Below are 16,161 nucleotides of genomic sequence, written 5' to 3'. Positions count from 1 at the left end.
TTAAGTTTGTGAATCACCATCAACCACGATATCTGCCGAGCCTAGACTCCGGGTTTCGTGGTTTTTTTGTTATCAATTAAAAAGAGGGAGATAGCAATGATAGAACCTTTAAAATCACAAAAACCACCCATTTTAGCTAAAAATCACATCGTCTTATTTGAACCCCAAATTCCTGCTAATACGGGAAATATTGCTAGAACATGTGCTGCAACGAACGCCCCCCTTCACATCATTCAACCGATGGGTTTTCCAATTGACGATAAGAAAATGAAACGCGCTGGCCTTGATTATTGGGATAAATTAACTGTTTTTTTCTACGATAGTTTAGAAGATTTTATGACAAACTGTGATGGAAAACTTCATTTAATCACTAAATTTGCTGAAAAAACATATTCTGAAGTGTCATATGACGACGGTGACACTCATTATTTTCTTTTTGGGAGAGAAGATAAGGGACTTCCAGAATCTTTTATGCGCAGTCATGCCCAAAAAGCCTTGCGTATTCCGATGAATGATGAGCATGTAAGAAGTCTCAATTTGTCTAATACGGTTTGTTTAATCGTTTATGAAGCCTTGCGTCAACAGCATTTTTCTGGTTTAGAATTAAGTCATCAGTATCAGCAAGATAAATTAAAATAAAATAATGGTCTTAGTAGGATGTGTTTTGAAAATTTTTTCAAGTATAAATATTATATTAATGAATCAGATTTTTAATCTGATTTTTTTCTTTACAAACCGTCATTTTTTATTTGAAACATTGTGTAAGCATCATATCTTGCTAAAAAAAAACTTTTTTGGTATGATAAGAATGTCTTCAGGGCAGGGTGTAACTCCCGACCGGCGGTAACTAGGATACTAGAAGTCCGCGAGCGAAAGCTGATGTGGTGTAATTCCACAACCGACAGTAAAGTCTGGATGGAAGAAGACGAAGGGTTTTTTGCTTGCTTAACTCTTTGTGACTTCTTTCAATTTGAAAAAATTGGAGGAATTTTTTTATGTTAAAAACAAAACAATTAGCCCATATGGCTATCTTAGGAGCTCTTTCTTTTATATTGATGCTTCTTAACTTTCCCATTATTCCGGGAGCCGAATTTTTAAAAATAGACTTTAGTATTATCCCTGTTCTAATAGGACTTGTTCTTTTTGATCTAAAATCCGCTTATATTATTTTACTGTTAAGAACAGCTTTGAAATTTTTCTTAAATAATACTGGTGTCAATGATTTAATTGGCTTACCGATGAATGTCGTTGCAACAGGAATATTTGTCCTTGTTTTTGCTCTTTATTGGAATCATAAGAGAACACGAAAAACCTACGTGATTTCAAGTATCCTAGCAACAACACTCTTAACACTTGCTATGATTATTTTAAATATTTTTTATGCCGTTCCTTTGTATGCTACTTTTGCCAATTTTGATATTGGTCAGTTTATTGGCATTAGCAAATATATTGTGGCTATGGTTATTCCATTTAATATTGTTCAGGGGATTTTGTTTTCAGTGGCATTTGGTATTATTTATCTTTCAATGAAATCATTCTTGGAGACTTGTAAAGTATGAAACAAAAACAACAACATTTACTAGTAGCCTCTTTTAGCATACTCTTTTTTGTGATGCTTGGTTACCTTGTTAAGTTTTTCCCACAGACGCTAGTAAGCTTTGATACAACGATTCAAAATGCGCTAAGGGGGCAGTTGCCACAACTGGTGACTGTTTTTTTAAGTCATATTACGATTATTGGTAATGTTTTGTCACAAGTTATTATTGTAACAGTCTTATTTTTATTTTTTTATTTTTGGAAAAAATGGAAAGCAGAAGGCTTGTTCATGCTTTTTAGTGGTAGTTTGGCAGGTATTTTAATCATTGTTTTAAAAAATTTATACGTTCGTGAGCGTCCTGATATCCCTCACTTAATCGTTGAACATGGTTTTTCTTTTCCAAGTGGTCATGCGACTGGGTCTCTCTTAATTTTTGGCACTCTCTTTATTATCTTTCAACAACGCTTAAAAGATGGTTTTTTGAAAAAACTGGTTCTTTTGGCACTAGTTGCTTTAATAATCATTATTTCGTTATCACGCATCTATCTTGGTGTTCATTATCCTAGTGATGTTCTAGCAGGATTATTGTTAGCTTTTGGTTGTCTAAATCTTATTTTCCCTTATTACGATGAGTGGCGCTTTAAGTGGCGTTTTAAAAGCCTACAAAAATAAGAATTTGTTTGATAATGCTATTCTTTTATTAGTAAGAGAATAGTTTTTTTATGTTAGAATGAAGATAATCAGTCAACAAAAAAGAGTGATTGATGATAACTAATAACAAGATATCAAGAGGTTAACTATGAAAAATCCTATTCAATTATCACATGATTTCTTAGCTGAAGTTCTTACCGATCAAAGTATCGCACTTGATGCTACCATGGGAAATGGTTATGATACGTTATTTCTTGCTAAACATGCCAAGAAAGTTTATGCCTTTGACATTCAAGAAATAGCACTTAAAACGACAAAAGAAAAGCTACTAACTTCTGGTTATCAAAATGTACAGCTCGTTTTAGACAGTCATGAACATATTGATAACTACCTTAGTGAGATTGACGTGGCTATTTTTAATTTAGGGTATCTCCCAAAGGCTGATAAAACGATTGTTACAAAACCAGACTCAACGATTAAGGCCTTAGAGAAAACGTTAGCATTACTAAAAGCTGGCGGCCGGATTTCTATCATGGTCTATTATGGCCATGACGGGGGTCAAATAGAAAAAGATGCTCTAGAGCAGTTTCTCAAAACCTTATCTCAAAATCAATACACTGTTATGCGCTATCAGCCGGTCAATCAAGTTAACTATCCCCCTTTTTTAATCATGATTGAAAAAAGGAGTCTTTAAAAGAGAATCAAATTGATTTTCATCACTTAAATACCTTTTTGATGGTAATATGTGGCATTTTACTACATTATTTAAGAAATATGGTATAATAAATAAGCTATATTAAAAATATTAGGAGATATATTATAATGGAAGACCCGAGCAGTCAATCGATAATGTTACAGTTATTATTACTAATTGTTTTGACTCTTTTTAATGCTTTTTTCTCAGCCAGTGAAATGGCTTTGGTTTCTTTAAATCGTTCGCGAGTAGAACAAAAAGCAGCTGAAGGCGATCACAAATATATGCGTTTGCTGAAAGTTCTAGAAAATCCTAATAATTTTCTGTCTACCATTCAAGTCGGTATTACCCTCTTAACCCTTTTATCAGGGGCTAAATTGGCGGATTCTTTAGGAAAGGTAATCGCTTCTTGGTTTGGTGATTCACCGTCTGCCGAAACAATTGGTGGTATTATTTCGCTTGCTTTTCTAACCTATATTTCTATCGTTTTAGGAGAACTTTATCCTAAGCGTATTGCAATGAATTTGAAAGAAAATCTAGCCGTTGCAGCAGTGCCATTTATTATTTTCTTAGGAAAAGTGGTTAGTCCTTTTGTCTGGTTATTATCAGCAACCACTAATTTGTTGAGTCGTATTACTCCGATGACTTTTGATGATGCTGACCAACAAATGACGCGTGATGAAATTGAATATATGTTAACGAAAAGTGAAGCTACTTTAGATGCTGATGAGATTGAGATGCTTCAAGGTGTTTTTTCACTTGATGAAATGATGGCGCGTGAATTGATGGTACCTAGAACAGATGCCTTCATGGTCGATATTAACGATGACTCACAAGAAATCATCAAAGCTATTTTAAAAGAATCATTTTCTAGAATACCAGTTTATGATGATGATCGTGATAAGGTGATTGGTTTAATTCATACGAAAAAATTATTAAATGCTGGTTTTAATGAAGGCTTTGAAAATATTAATATTCGTCGTATTTTACAAGAGCCTTTATTTGTTCCTGAGACTATTTTTGTTGACGATTTATTAAGTGCCCTAAGAAATACACAAAATCAGATGGCAATTTTGCTTGATGAGTATGGTGGGGTGGCAGGGCTTGTGACTTTAGAAGATTTATTAGAAGAAATTGTTGGTGAGATTGATGATGAATCTGATAAGGCGTCTGAATTTGTTCGTGAAATAGCAGATAATACTTACATCGTAGTTGGAATAATGACCATTAATGAATTTAATGATTACTTTGATACAACTCTTGAAAGTGATGATGTTGATACCATTGCAGGATTTTACTTAACAGGTGTCGGGACTATTCCTAGTCCTGATGAAAAACGTTACTACGAAGTCGACTCAAAAGATAAACACTTAGTTTTAGTGAATGATAAGGTGAGAGATGGTCGTGTAACAAAATTGAAAATTATGATAACAGAAGTTCCAGACTTAGCTGAAAAAGACTAGTTAAAAACTAGTCTTTTTGGGGTTAAAAGTGGTATAATGGATAAAAGAAATAAGTTTAGAAGGGATTTGACATGTCAACTATTGATTATAATAAAGTAACAGGCATGGTGCACTCAACAGAAAGTTTTGGTTCTGTAGATGGCCCGGGGATTCGATTTATCGTTTTCATGCAGGGTTGTAAAATGCGCTGTCAATACTGTCATAACCCTGATACTTGGGAAATGGAAACCAATCAATCTAAAGAACGTACAGTGGAAGACGTCTTACAAGAAGCCCTTCGTTACCGTGGTTTCTGGGGCAAAAAAGGAGGTATCACTGTTAGTGGTGGTGAAGCCCTTCTTCAAATAGAATTTGTCACTGCGCTATTTACAGAAGCTAAAAAATTAGGTATTCATTGTACCTTAGATACATGTGCTCTACCATTTCGTGATAAACCAGAATACCATAAAATATTTGATAAACTACTTGCTGTGACAGACTTAGTCTTGCTAGATATTAAAGAAATCAATGATAAAACTCACCGTTTTGTGACTAGCCAAAGCAATAAAAATATTCTTGCTTGTGCCCGCTATTTGTCTGATAAAAATATTCCCGTTTGGATACGTCATGTCTTGGTACCAGGTCTAACCGATATTGATGAAGATTTGATCGAACTTGGTAAATTTGTAAAAACCTTAAAAAATGTTGACAAGTTTGAGATTCTTCCCTATCATACCATGGGTGAATTTAAGTGGCGTGAACTAGGGATTCCTTATCCATTAGCTGGTGTTAAGCCACCAACAAAAGACCGTGTTAAAAATGCTCAAGAGTTGATGGAGACAGAAAGCTATCAAGATTATATGAAACGTGTTCATGGTTAATATCAAAAAGAAGTTTGTTAAATAGCTTCTTTTGTTTTTAAAAGTGTCTAGTTTTGCTATATCCTTATTTTTCTGATAAAATAAGGTCAATTGAGAAAAAGATATTAGAAGAGGTAAAAAAATGTCTAAAATTTTAGTATTTGGTCATCAAAATCCTGATACTGACGCCGTTGGTTCGGCTTATGGTTTTGCTTATCTAGCGAAAGAGGCATTTGGTTATGATACAAAGGCAGTTGCTCTTGGTGAACCAAATGAAGAAACAGCTTTTGCATTAGATTATTTTGGTGTTAAACCTCTTGAAGTTGTTCATTCTGCTAAAGAAGCAGGTTCAACTCAAGTCATGTTGACAGACCACAATGAATTTCAACAATCTATCTCTGATATTCGAGATGTTGAAGTGGTTTATGTCGTTGATCATCACCGTGTGGCTAATTTTGAAACAGCTAATCCACTATTTATGCGTCTTGAGCCAGTGGGTTCAGCAAGTACGATTACCTATCGTATGTTTAAAGAAAATAACATTGCTGTTCCTAAAGATATTGCAGGAATGCTACTTTCTGGTTTGATTTCAGATACCTTGCTATTAAAATCACCAACAACACACCAAATCGATCATGGTGTTGCTAAAGAGCTAGCTGAGATTGCAGAAGTTAACTTAGAAGAGTATGGACTTCAAATGCTAAAAGCTGGTACTAATCTTGCAAGTAAAACAGCTGATGAATTGATTGATATCGATGCTAAAACGTTTGAACTTAATGGCAATAAGGTCCGTGTCGCTCAAGTCAACACAGTAGAAATTGCTGATGTCCTAGAACGTCAAGAAGAAATCGAAACAGCTATTAAAGAAGCAATTGCTACCAACGGTTATTCTGACTTTGTCTTGATGATTACTGATATTATCAATTCTAATTCAGAAATTTTATCACTTGGTAATAATAGAGATAAAATTGAGGCAGCCTTTAACTTCAAATTAGTTGACAATCATGCCTTTCTTGAGGGTGCTGTTTCTCGTAAAAAACAAGTGGTACCACAATTGACTGAAAGTTTTAATCGTTAAAAAACCGACTCTAACAAAATCGTTTGTTAGAGTTTTTTTATTTTGAAAAGACTTTGTAGCGTCTATAGAAAAGTACTAAGTCTATGATATAATAGGGATATTATGAAAGAAGAGATGAAAAAGCCAAGATATGCCATTGTTGATTTGGAAGCAACCTCAGCAGGAACAACAGCTTCCATTATTCAAGTTGGCATAGTCATTATTGAAGATGATCACATTATTAAAACCTATGAAACAGATATTAATCCTCATGAAAGATTGGATGACCACATTATAGCTTTAACTGGTTTGACAGATGAGCGCTTAAGTAAGGCACCTGAGTTTTCACAAGTGGCAAAAGAAATCTTTGAGTTATTGGAAGACTGCATTTTTGTGGCGCACAATGTTAAGTTTGATGCTAATCTTTTAGCAGAACAATTATTTTTTGAAGGCTATGAACTAATGACACCGCGTGTGGATACGGTTGAATTAACTCAAGTTTTCTACCCTACCCTAGAAAAATATAGTTTGCCGATTCTAGCTAAAAGTTTGTCTCTTAATCTGGCAAATGCTCATATAGCCATTTCAGATGCCATAGCAACCGCTGAATTATTCTTAAAATTACGAAATAAAATGCGTCAACTGCCTAAAAGAACACTTGAAAAAATAGTGACATTTGGTGACAGTCTCTTGTTTGAATCTCAGTTGGTTATTAAAGAAATCATTGCTGAAAAATCATCATATGATGATAAGGATTATATTAGAGTGGCGGATATTCTCCTAAAAAAAGATCAGCCAATGGCTAAACCAAAACACTTATCTCTCGACTTTGACACTAATTGTCATTATTTGGGGTTAGAAGAACGCCCAATCCAATCACAGTTTGCACAATTAATTGAAAAACGATTTGAGGAGCCAACAACTAGTTTTATCGAAGCCCAAGCAGGGATTGGTAAAACTTACGGCTACCTTTTGTCGCTTCTACCAAGACTAGATGGCAAGCAACTCCTTATCAGTGTGCCAACTAAAGTGTTACAAGATCAGATTGTTGCTAGTGAAGCTCGACAAATTAAAGAAACTTTTAACATTGATTGTCAAAGCATCAAAAGCCCGCAAAATTATCTTAAACTAGATGCTTTTTACCAAACCTTACAGCGACAGGACCATAATCGTCTGATTAACCGCTATAAAATGCAATTACTTGTCTGGTTACTTGAAACTAAGACAGGTGATTTGGATGAAGTTAAGCAAAAACAACGTTTTGAAGCTTATTTTGACGAGATAAAACATGATGGTTTTATTGATGCGTCATCTCCCTTTTTTGAGGTTGATTTTTGGCATAGGATTGAAAGTAATTATCGTAAAAAACCAATTATTATCACTAATCATGCTTATTTGCTTGCTCGCTCAGAACATGATAAGTCCTTTTTGGAAAACAAGGTTCTTGTGATTGATGAAGCGCAAAAGTTCTTTTTGGCTTTAGAAAGAACTTCACAAAAAAAGGTGAATGTCACAAAAATCTTACAAATCATTCACAAAAAATTGCAACAAGACCCTCCACTTATTTTACAAAGATTACTAGAGAGTCTTCAATTTGAATTAAGTCATTTGGTTGGGGATTTCTATAAGAAAAAAAGAAATCTTTTAGAAGAAGAACACCTCATACAACTAAAACAAGATATCAGTGAGTATCCAGATAATGATCTGGATGAATTGAAAGAATTACTGCTTAGTTCTTTAACTGTCTTTTGGTTAGAGAGTGAGCAGCTAGAGACACACCGTGAAACCTATCTTAGAGGCGGTCAGACTGACTTTAGACGTTTTCAAGAATATCTATCACCGAAAACGAAAACCTACGCTATATCAGCCACACTGTCGATCAGTAAAAAAGTCAATCTCGCTGATTTACTAGGTTTTGATGAGGTTACTTTTGATTATTTGCCTGTTGATGTCAGTCTTAATCAGAAGATTTGGCTGGATAAAGAAGCAGAGCCCTATGAGAAAACAGATCTAGCATCCTATGAGGCTTTATTGGTTAAAAAAATAGTTTCATTGACCAGAAAAAATATTCCCATGCTGGTTTTATTTACGTCAAAACAAGTCATGTTGTCAGTCTCAGATCGATTGGATGATTATCATATCAAACATCTGACACAGTATAAAAATGGTCTAGCTAGTAATGTTAAACGACGTTTTGACAACGCAGAAAGTAAGCTATTACTAGGAACAGGCAGTTTCTGGGAAGGGGTTGACTTTACCCAACAAGATAAAATGATAGCCGTCATCACTCGCTTACCGTTTGATAATCCTGAGGATTTTTTCACCAAAAAGATGGCAAGCTACCTTAGAGACAATAAGAAAAATCCTTTTTATGATTATACTCTGCCAGTAGCTATTTTAAAATTAAAACAAGCGATCGGACGGACCAATCGTAGACAAACACAGGAATCAGCGATTATTATTTTAGATAATAGAGTGGTAACCAAACGCTACGGCAAACAAATTACCAAGGCCTTAGCCAAACAATCTCCTGTTAGGGAAGAAAATTTTGAGGAAATCCTATCAGAACTATCTGATTTTTTGCTATAATAGGTAGTGTTAATTAATGGAAAAAATGTGGGAGGAGATATGACAAGATTATCAGACCGTGTCTTAAATATGTCTGAGAGTGTAACTTTAGAAGCAGGAGCCCGTGCTAAAGCCTTACAGGCAAGTGGCAAAGATATTATCAATCTGACTTTGGGAGAACCTGATTTTAAAACACCTCCATCGATTCAAGACAAAGCGATTGAAGCGATTAGAAATGGTTCGGCAAGTTTTTACACACCAGCTTCAGGTTTACCAACTCTAAAAGAAGCCATTCAAGATTATATGAAGCGTTATTATGACTACTCTGTTGCAACTAATCAGATTGTTGCAGGGACAGGTGCCAAGTTTATACTATATAGTTTTTTCATGACAGTTCTTAATCCCTTTGACGAGGTTGTGATACCAGCTCCTTACTGGGTGAGCTATGCCGATCAGGTCAAGATGGCACAAGGCTCTCCAATCATTATTCCTACCAAACAAAGCAATCACTTTAAAGTGACGGTAGCTGAGCTAGAAGCGGCTAAAACTGAGAAGACTAAAGTCCTCTTGTTAAATTCACCGTCAAACCCGACAGGAATGATTTATGATAAAGAGGAACTTTTAGCTATCGGCCAGTGGGCAGTTGACAATAATATTCTCATCTTAGCAGATGACATTTATGGTAGGCTGGTTTATAATGGGGCTAAGTTCACACCTATCTCAACTCTGAGCGATGAGATTAAGCAACAAACGATTGTTGTCAATGGCGTTTCAAAAACTTATGCGATGACGGGTTGGCGCATTGGCTTTGCGGTTGGTCAGCCAGAAATTATTGCTGCAATGGGTAAAATTTTAGGACAGACCACCTCAAACCCGACAACCGTTGCCCAGTATGCTGCGATTGAAGCGCTTAGTGGCCCTCAAGATGTGATTGAAGAGATGAGACAAGCCTTTGAAGAACGTCTCAATATCATTTACCCCTTGTTAGCGGCTGTTCCTGGCTTTGAAGTGGATAAACCGCAAGGAGCTTTCTACCTGTTTCCAAATGTTTCTAAGGCAATGGTGATGAAAGGGTATCAAAATGTCACAGACTTTACAATGGCCATTTTAGAAGAAGTGGGTGTTGCTCTAGTAACAGGAGAGGGCTTTGGTGCGCCAGAAAACGTCCGTTTAAGCTATGCCACAGACTTAGAAACCCTCAAAGAAGGCGTTCGTCGCTTAACAGCATTTATGAAAAAATAAGAAAAGGATAGAAAAGAAAGATTATGTCAAAAAAATACGTATCAATTATCGATGTTAAAAACCATGTTGGTCAAGAAGTCACTATTGGTGCCTGGGTTGCCAATAAATCAGGAAAAGGGAAATTAGCCTTTTTACAACTTCGTGATGGGACAGCCTTTTTCCAAGCGGTTGCCTTTAAGCCAAACTTTATCGAAAAATTTGGTGAAGAAGTAGGTTTAGAAAAATTTAATACGATTAAAAAGCTAAGCCAAGAAACATCTGTCCTTGTCAAAGGTATTGTTAAAGAAGATGAACGTTCAAAATTTGGTTATGAACTAGATGTTGTTGACCTTGAAGTGGTCGGAGAAAGTAACGAATACCCAATCACTCCGAAAGAACATGGGACAGACTTCTTGATGGACCATCGTCACCTTTGGTTGAGATCGCGTAAGCAACATGCCATCATGTTAATCCGTAATGAGCTTATCCGTGCGACTTATGAATTCTTTAATAAGGAAGGCTTCATCAAGATTGACTCACCAATTTTAACAGGGTCAGCGCCTGAAGGAACTACAGAATTATTTGAAACGGATTATTTTGGTCAACCAGCCTTTCTAAGCCAAACTGGACAGCTTTACGCAGAAGCAGGAGCGATGGCTCTTGGTAAGGTCTTTACCTTTGGTCCGACTTTCCGAGCTGAGAAATCAAAAACAAGACGTCATTTGACTGAATTTTGGATGATTGAACCAGAAATGGCATTTGTCCAACACGAAGAATCTCTTGATATTCAAGAAGCCTATATTAAGTTCCTAATCAAAGCGGTGTTGGATAATCAAGGCTACGCTCTTGAAGTCTTAGAACGCGACAGAAGTCTTTTAGAGAAATACCTCAAGGAGCCTTTCAAGCGCGTGACCTATGATGATGCGATTGCTTTATTGCAAGAAAAAGCAGCCGAAAATGATTACGAGCCAATCGAGTGGGGTGATGATTTTGGCTCACCACATGAAACTTTTGTGTCAAACTACTACGGTGTGCCAACCTTTATCATGAACTATCCAAAAGCGATTAAAGCCTTCTATATGAAACCACACCCAACAAGAGATGACGTGGTGATTTGTGCCGACTTGATTGCACCAGAAGGCTACGGTGAGATTATTGGTGGTAGTGAACGTGCGACTGACTATGATTATTTAAAAACTAAAATTGCTGAATTCGGTTTATCAGAAGAAGAATACGGTTGGTATTTAGATCTTCGTAAGTACGGTAGCGTGCCACATTCTGGTTTTGGTTTAGGACTAGAACGTATGGTAACCTTTGTCACAGGCAATGAACATATCCGCGAAGCCATTCCATTCCCACGAATGTTACACCGCTTGAAACCATAAAAGATAAGAAGAAAAGAGTGACTCCTAGGAGTTGCTCTTTTTTAGTTTGAAAAGATTTTTTAGCAATATTAATTTGATAAAATATAATATAAAAAGTCATCAATATGTTTTATATCAATGACTTATAACTTTTAATTCTTTGATAATTGAACTGTAAAACCGACTATAAGTTAGTATAATATGTCATATGAAGCTTGTTTTTTACGCTTTTCTTCATAATCATTGGATTTACGTTATCCTTATTATGGAAATTCTAATTTATTGAAGATGTCACGCTCTACTAAACGATATAAGATTTTCATAAAAAAAGAAATATGTTTTTTTAAAATTTCTTTAATAACGTCTATTAACTAATATTGTTTAAAATATTCTTAAAATAAAAATTATTTCCTTTTTAGGAAGGTATGTTTCACTATGGTCACAACAATTTTATTAGTTTTGTAGTGACAATAATAGTCGCTTGCTGATTATCTTTATTTTAGAAAATTAATACTCTTATCAATAGTTGTACGGAATCGTTTAAATAATTGAGCAATTTTAAGAACTGAAATTTATTATTCACCTTATACTTCAATCATTTATCATTACGATTTAATTTGTAGTAAAATGAATATAAGCAACTTACGGTAGACTTTTTAGACAAATGTGATATCTATCTGAACCTATCATAGATGACTTTTTGTTTATCTTAATTTTATAAATTGAGAAAATTAAACTGATAGTGTTTCAGCCAATTTTTTCTATTAATTGTTTTCATATGTTATAATGATTAGTAGTACTAATGAAATATCTGAGGAAAACAATGATTGTTGAAAATTTTTTATCACTAAAAGGAACTAGTTTATTTAATGAAGATATTGTAGGATTTTATCAAAATTATTTCTGGCTTATGGATGGTGTCACAGATTTATTTGATATGGATTTATTTCAAGAAGGTAGTGATTCTAAAAAGCTTGTTAGCTTAATTAATGAAGTGTTGCCTAATCACCTTAATGATGAACTTTCTTTAAAAAGTATCTTAAAAAACACTCTCTCAGAGATTAATCATCAAACAAAAATGTTATTTGATAGTGAAGCAATACAAAAATACAAGTTACCTACATTTACTATTATTTTCATTAGAAAAACAAGAAATAACCAAATAGAATATATGGTTCTGGGAGATTCTTCTTTAATTATAGAAGGTCAAACAATTATTTCTGATCATAGAATTAGTAGGTTTTCTGAAAATGATTTAAAGAAGTTTAGAAAAATTTTTGATTCAGAAAAAAGGAAAGAAATCTTAATTGATACCAGAAAAAAATTAAATCAAAAAAATGGTTATTGGATAGGCTCATTAGATGCTTATGGTCTAGATTATGCTTTAGTTGGAACTTTACAGATAAAAGAAAATCAGCGCTTAATTCTTTGTTCTGATGGATTTCTAGATTATTTTAAATTCAAAAATAATATTTTAGAGTTAGAATTTACAACAGAGAATATCATTAGAATAATTTCTGATATCTTCAAAAACGAAGATAAAGAAAAATCTAACAAATTTAAAAAAAGAGATGATATTAGTATTTTAACGTTAAGGATGAAATGATGAAAAATAATTTAATGTTAAAAATGAAAGATATTTTTAAAAATAGAAATAAATATTACTATCTCTTGACTGGAAAAGTTGATTTGTTTTTTATGACAATTAGATATAGAAGATGGTGGATTTTATCAATTGTTATTGTTGTTATTAGTCAGTTGATTGCTTTAATTGATTATATTGATGTACTTTTTGATTTTTCATTATTAAATATATTATCTTTTAATAAGTTATTTTTTCTACTTTTCTTATTTATTATTATTTTTTTATTAGCATTATATAGATATAATTATTTAAAAAATAATATAGAAATTTATTCATTATCATCTAACGAACAAGAAAAAATAAAAAAATTAATAAAATTAAATCAAAAATATTTGCAATCTGGATATCAAATAAAAACATTTAATAGGACTAATGAAAAGGAGTATTATGTTATAAGTGATGATATCAATAGATATTTACAAACTAATAATTTATCTATAAATACTAGAAAAAAAAATAACTATCATATTCCTAGAGAAATTCAAGATTTTGTTCCTAAGATAATGTACCATAATCTTAAAAAGGATAAATTTATGAATAATGGTAATCTTTTGAAGCAAAATAATAGTTTATTATTTGATGATAACAATAAAATTAAAACGATGACAGTTAGTAAATCTAATTATTACGATGGACAATGCACTCATGAGATTGTTTATAAAAATTTTATGAAGACTGATGAAATTGGAATAAAATTTGAGGGAATAAACTTAATGTTGGATAATAATATACTAAATCCTCTAGAACAAAATAGAAGTGCCAATTTTTTAGGGGCTTCAACAATAGTTTTTACTTCTGATAATAAAATTTTAATTGGTCTGCAGGGTAAATATTCAAAATCAAATGCAAATCGTTATGCTCCCTCTGGCTCAGGTTCGGTTGATTGGTATTTAGATTATAAAAAAAGAAAAATAAACTCTTTTAATGATATTATTATTAATGCAATGGAGAGAGAATTTTTGGAGGAATGGGGATTATCCTCCAAAAACTTAAAGCTGAAAACAAAAATAATTGGATACGCTAGATTAATAGAAAGAGGAGGCAAACCAGATTATTTTGGACTGTCATTCGTTAATAAAACTTTTGATGAATTAAGAGAAATAAGTAAGGGAAGTAGTTTTATCTCCCATAAAGAAGAAGGATTGCAGCAAGTATCAGATATTTTGCCGGTTTTTGAAAATATAAGTGATATTAGTGTAAGTATTGAAGAAGTTTGCAAAACTGCATTAAAAGAAGACAGGCTTTCAATTCAAATTTATTTAATTAAGGAAATTATTAATAAAATGATACAAGATAAAGAATTTGAACCATTTATGAAAGATCTTGGACTGAATTAATTAAGGTGATATGATTTTTATATTCTGAATGGTTAATTCAAGTTAGAAAATTGAAGTAACTAAAATTTTGAAAAGGTGTTTGATAATGTTATTTTATAGTATTTATCATACTGCTGATAGTGACGACAATGTTAAATGTTGAAAATTATTTTTTAATGGTTAGATAAAAATACATTTTCATAGAAATTATAAGCTGATTTTATGATAAAATAGATAATTGGGGAATATAATTTCAAAGAAAAAATGAAACCAGTGTTATTTTATAAAAAATCAATAGTACTTTTCATAAAAACATTAAAATTTATGATAATAATATAATTGGAGGTTATACAAATGTTTCATACAAAAAAAGATGATAAAACAGCAGAATTTCAAGCTACTATTTTGCCTTTAATAGAATCCTTCAAAGAAAAAATGGCATCTTATGACAATACCTTTCATCAAGCCATAGTGACTAAAATCGATGAAGGTCTTAAGGAAATTTCTGGAAATAATGGTAGTATTTTAAGCATTTCTTTAAAAGTGAAGTGGTTAATCAAAGAGATTGGTGCTTTAAAGCATGACGGACAAGTGATATTGACTACTGAAGAAAGTGAACTTTACCGTTCTATTGAAGACACCAATGCTAAATATAGTGACAAAGGGCATGGTACTTTCTTTAAGATATAATGAGAAGAAATTAAGACAATAAAAAAGCCTAACGGCTTTTTTAAATGCTAATTTATTAGCTATTTTCATTGGCTAAAAGTTCTTTTTGCTAACTCTTCACCGCTTATTAGTTTTAACGTTTCTTCATCATATCGAGTCCAATACTCATGCCCTTCTTCATCTTTAAAAAGAAAAATGGGGTATAAAAAGCCGAAATTAGAAATATTTGGGAGATCCGTTTGATTTTCCAAATCAAAGGAAAGAATAATATCGCTGTTTTCAATATGATTAAATTTAGATCGAACTTCTAATTGATAATAGTCAGTTCCAAAACCAAAAAATGGATGATTTGAAATAGCGTCAATAGTTAATGTATCATAAATAATTTCCAAGCTTTTGATTTGTGGATATCTTTCATGGACCTTTTGTTCCATTTCTTTTTCTTGGATTTTAATCGCATTAATTTGATTTTGTCTTGGGTCAACATATTTCGAATCTGATGAAAAGGATTTTAACCAAGTGATAATAATGATTATCATTATGACTCCCAAAAAACTTTGATAACTTTCATTTCTAAACTCAATTCTATTAAGATATTTCTATTATACCCTATTTTTATGAAAAATATTAAATTTTACCATTTAGGACTGTTCAATGACTGTTTAGGAAAAAGCACGACTAAAATAAATTGTTGTGCTATTATTTATTTGTAAAATCATCACTAGTATTATTAAAAATCAATGAAATACGCAATGATGTAAAAAGAAAGGAAAAAACCATGACAACATCTTATAAAGAAAAAAGCATTGCTTTAGTGACAAGTTTGGAAAAAGAAATTGCTACAATGGCAATTACTAGTGAGCTTAAACAAAATGCTCTTAAAACAATTCAAGAATTTTTAGACAGTCGTCACTCCAAAGAAGAAGGTGAAGCTGTAGTAGCCTCTAAATTACGTCGCTTTGTGACAGTATTTGGAAGACATTTAATGCCTGGTGGCATTGTTTTATCGAAAGAAGGCAGTGAATTGTGGCATCACATTCAGGCATTGAATAGCTCTTTTGAAACAACAAGCAAAATACAACCTTTTGCTTTTAAAGGATAATCAAAAGAAGTTAGTGATATTGCAACAAAGGTTAT

15 protein-coding genes and 1 riboswitch are annotated in these 16,161 nt (G+C 32.8%); of the genes, 14 read left to right on the top strand and 1 reads right to left on the bottom strand.

Features of this window, described 5'->3' with window-relative positions:
- The first annotated feature begins 96 nt into the window (after positions 1-96).
- The 13 genes from trmL to JHK64_RS03640 all read left to right on the top strand — a co-directional run bounded on the left by trmL (position 97) and on the right by JHK64_RS03640 (position 15,045).
- Positions 97-639 carry a tRNA (uridine(34)/cytosine(34)/5-carboxymethylaminomethyluridine(34)-2'-O)-methyltransferase TrmL gene (trmL, locus tag JHK64_RS03700; RefSeq protein WP_199567661.1) on the top strand — a complete coding sequence of 181 codons (543 nt, stop codon included), beginning with the start codon at positions 97-99 and terminating at the stop codon, positions 637-639.
- Between the two features lie 167 nt (positions 640-806).
- Positions 807-931, top strand: a riboswitch (FMN riboswitch).
- Between the two features lie 64 nt (positions 932-995).
- Positions 996-1,559: an ECF transporter S component gene (locus JHK64_RS03695; protein ID WP_199567660.1), complete on the top strand. Its 564-nt coding sequence runs from the start codon at positions 996-998 to the stop codon at positions 1,557-1,559.
- On the top strand, positions 1,556-2,209 hold the full coding sequence (locus JHK64_RS03690; RefSeq protein WP_199567659.1) for a phosphatase PAP2 family protein: 654 nt from the start codon (positions 1,556-1,558) through the stop codon (positions 2,207-2,209). Before JHK64_RS03695 ends, JHK64_RS03690 begins: the two co-directional genes overlap by 4 nt.
- Before the next feature lie 127 nt (positions 2,210-2,336).
- The gene (gene mnmM / locus JHK64_RS03685) at positions 2,337-2,882 is read left to right on the top strand and encodes a tRNA 5-(aminomethyl)-2-thiouridylate-methyltransferase MnmM (RefSeq protein WP_199567658.1); all 546 of its coding nucleotides are present in this window, start codon (positions 2,337-2,339) and stop codon (positions 2,880-2,882) included.
- 128 nt (positions 2,883-3,010) lie between these two features.
- Positions 3,011-4,345: a hemolysin family protein gene (locus tag JHK64_RS03680; protein ID WP_199567657.1), complete on the top strand. Its 1,335-nt coding sequence runs from the start codon at positions 3,011-3,013 to the stop codon at positions 4,343-4,345.
- Positions 4,346-4,416: 71 nt separating this feature from the next.
- Positions 4,417-5,205, top strand: coding sequence for a pyruvate formate-lyase-activating protein (pflA, locus tag JHK64_RS03675; RefSeq protein ID WP_199567656.1), 789 nt, complete (start codon positions 4,417-4,419; stop codon positions 5,203-5,205).
- A 121-nt stretch (positions 5,206-5,326) separates the two neighbouring features.
- Entirely contained in the window at positions 5,327-6,262 is a 936-nt protein-coding gene (locus JHK64_RS03670) for a manganese-dependent inorganic pyrophosphatase (protein ID WP_199567655.1), read from the top strand.
- Between the two features lie 102 nt (positions 6,263-6,364).
- Complete coding sequence (locus JHK64_RS03665; RefSeq protein WP_199567654.1) at positions 6,365-8,830, top strand: bifunctional DnaQ family exonuclease/ATP-dependent helicase; 2,466 nt, start codon at positions 6,365-6,367, stop codon at positions 8,828-8,830.
- Between the two features lie 39 nt (positions 8,831-8,869).
- On the top strand, positions 8,870-10,051 hold the full coding sequence (locus tag JHK64_RS03660) for a pyridoxal phosphate-dependent aminotransferase (RefSeq protein WP_199567653.1): 1,182 nt from the start codon (positions 8,870-8,872) through the stop codon (positions 10,049-10,051).
- 23 nt (positions 10,052-10,074) lie between these two features.
- A complete protein-coding gene (asnS, locus tag JHK64_RS03655) occupies positions 10,075-11,415 on the top strand; it encodes an asparagine--tRNA ligase (protein WP_199567652.1) in 1,341 nt (446 codons plus the stop codon).
- An 802-nt stretch (positions 11,416-12,217) separates the two neighbouring features.
- Complete coding sequence (locus JHK64_RS03650; protein ID WP_199567651.1) at positions 12,218-13,000, top strand: PP2C family serine/threonine-protein phosphatase; 783 nt, start codon at positions 12,218-12,220, stop codon at positions 12,998-13,000.
- Positions 13,000-14,376, top strand: a complete 1,377-nt coding sequence (locus JHK64_RS03645; protein WP_199567650.1) for a hypothetical protein — start codon at positions 13,000-13,002, stop codon at positions 14,374-14,376. The genes JHK64_RS03650 and JHK64_RS03645 overlap by 1 nt, the downstream gene beginning before the upstream one ends.
- Positions 14,377-14,709: 333 nt before the next feature.
- Complete coding sequence (locus JHK64_RS03640; protein WP_199567649.1) at positions 14,710-15,045, top strand: hypothetical protein; 336 nt, start codon at positions 14,710-14,712, stop codon at positions 15,043-15,045.
- A gap of 65 nt (positions 15,046-15,110) precedes the next feature.
- On the opposite strand, the gene JHK64_RS03635 is transcribed toward JHK64_RS03640, so the two are convergent.
- Positions 15,111-15,563 carry a hypothetical protein gene (locus tag JHK64_RS03635; RefSeq protein ID WP_199567648.1) on the bottom strand — a complete coding sequence of 151 codons (453 nt, stop codon included), beginning with the start codon at positions 15,561-15,563 and terminating at the stop codon, positions 15,111-15,113.
- Between the two features lie 239 nt (positions 15,564-15,802).
- Between JHK64_RS03635 and JHK64_RS03630 the strand changes: the two genes are divergently transcribed.
- The gene (locus JHK64_RS03630) at positions 15,803-16,126 is read left to right on the top strand and encodes a hypothetical protein (protein WP_199567647.1); all 324 of its coding nucleotides are present in this window, start codon (positions 15,803-15,805) and stop codon (positions 16,124-16,126) included.
- Positions 16,127-16,161: the final 35 nt, after the last annotated feature.

Origin of the sequence: Streptococcus zalophi (assembly GCF_016481285.1) — a bacterium.
GTDB lineage: Bacteria > Bacillota > Bacilli > Lactobacillales > Streptococcaceae > Streptococcus > Streptococcus zalophi.
The sequence above is the reverse complement of the archived record's forward strand: the minus strand, read 5'-3'. Positions and strand labels throughout refer to the sequence as shown.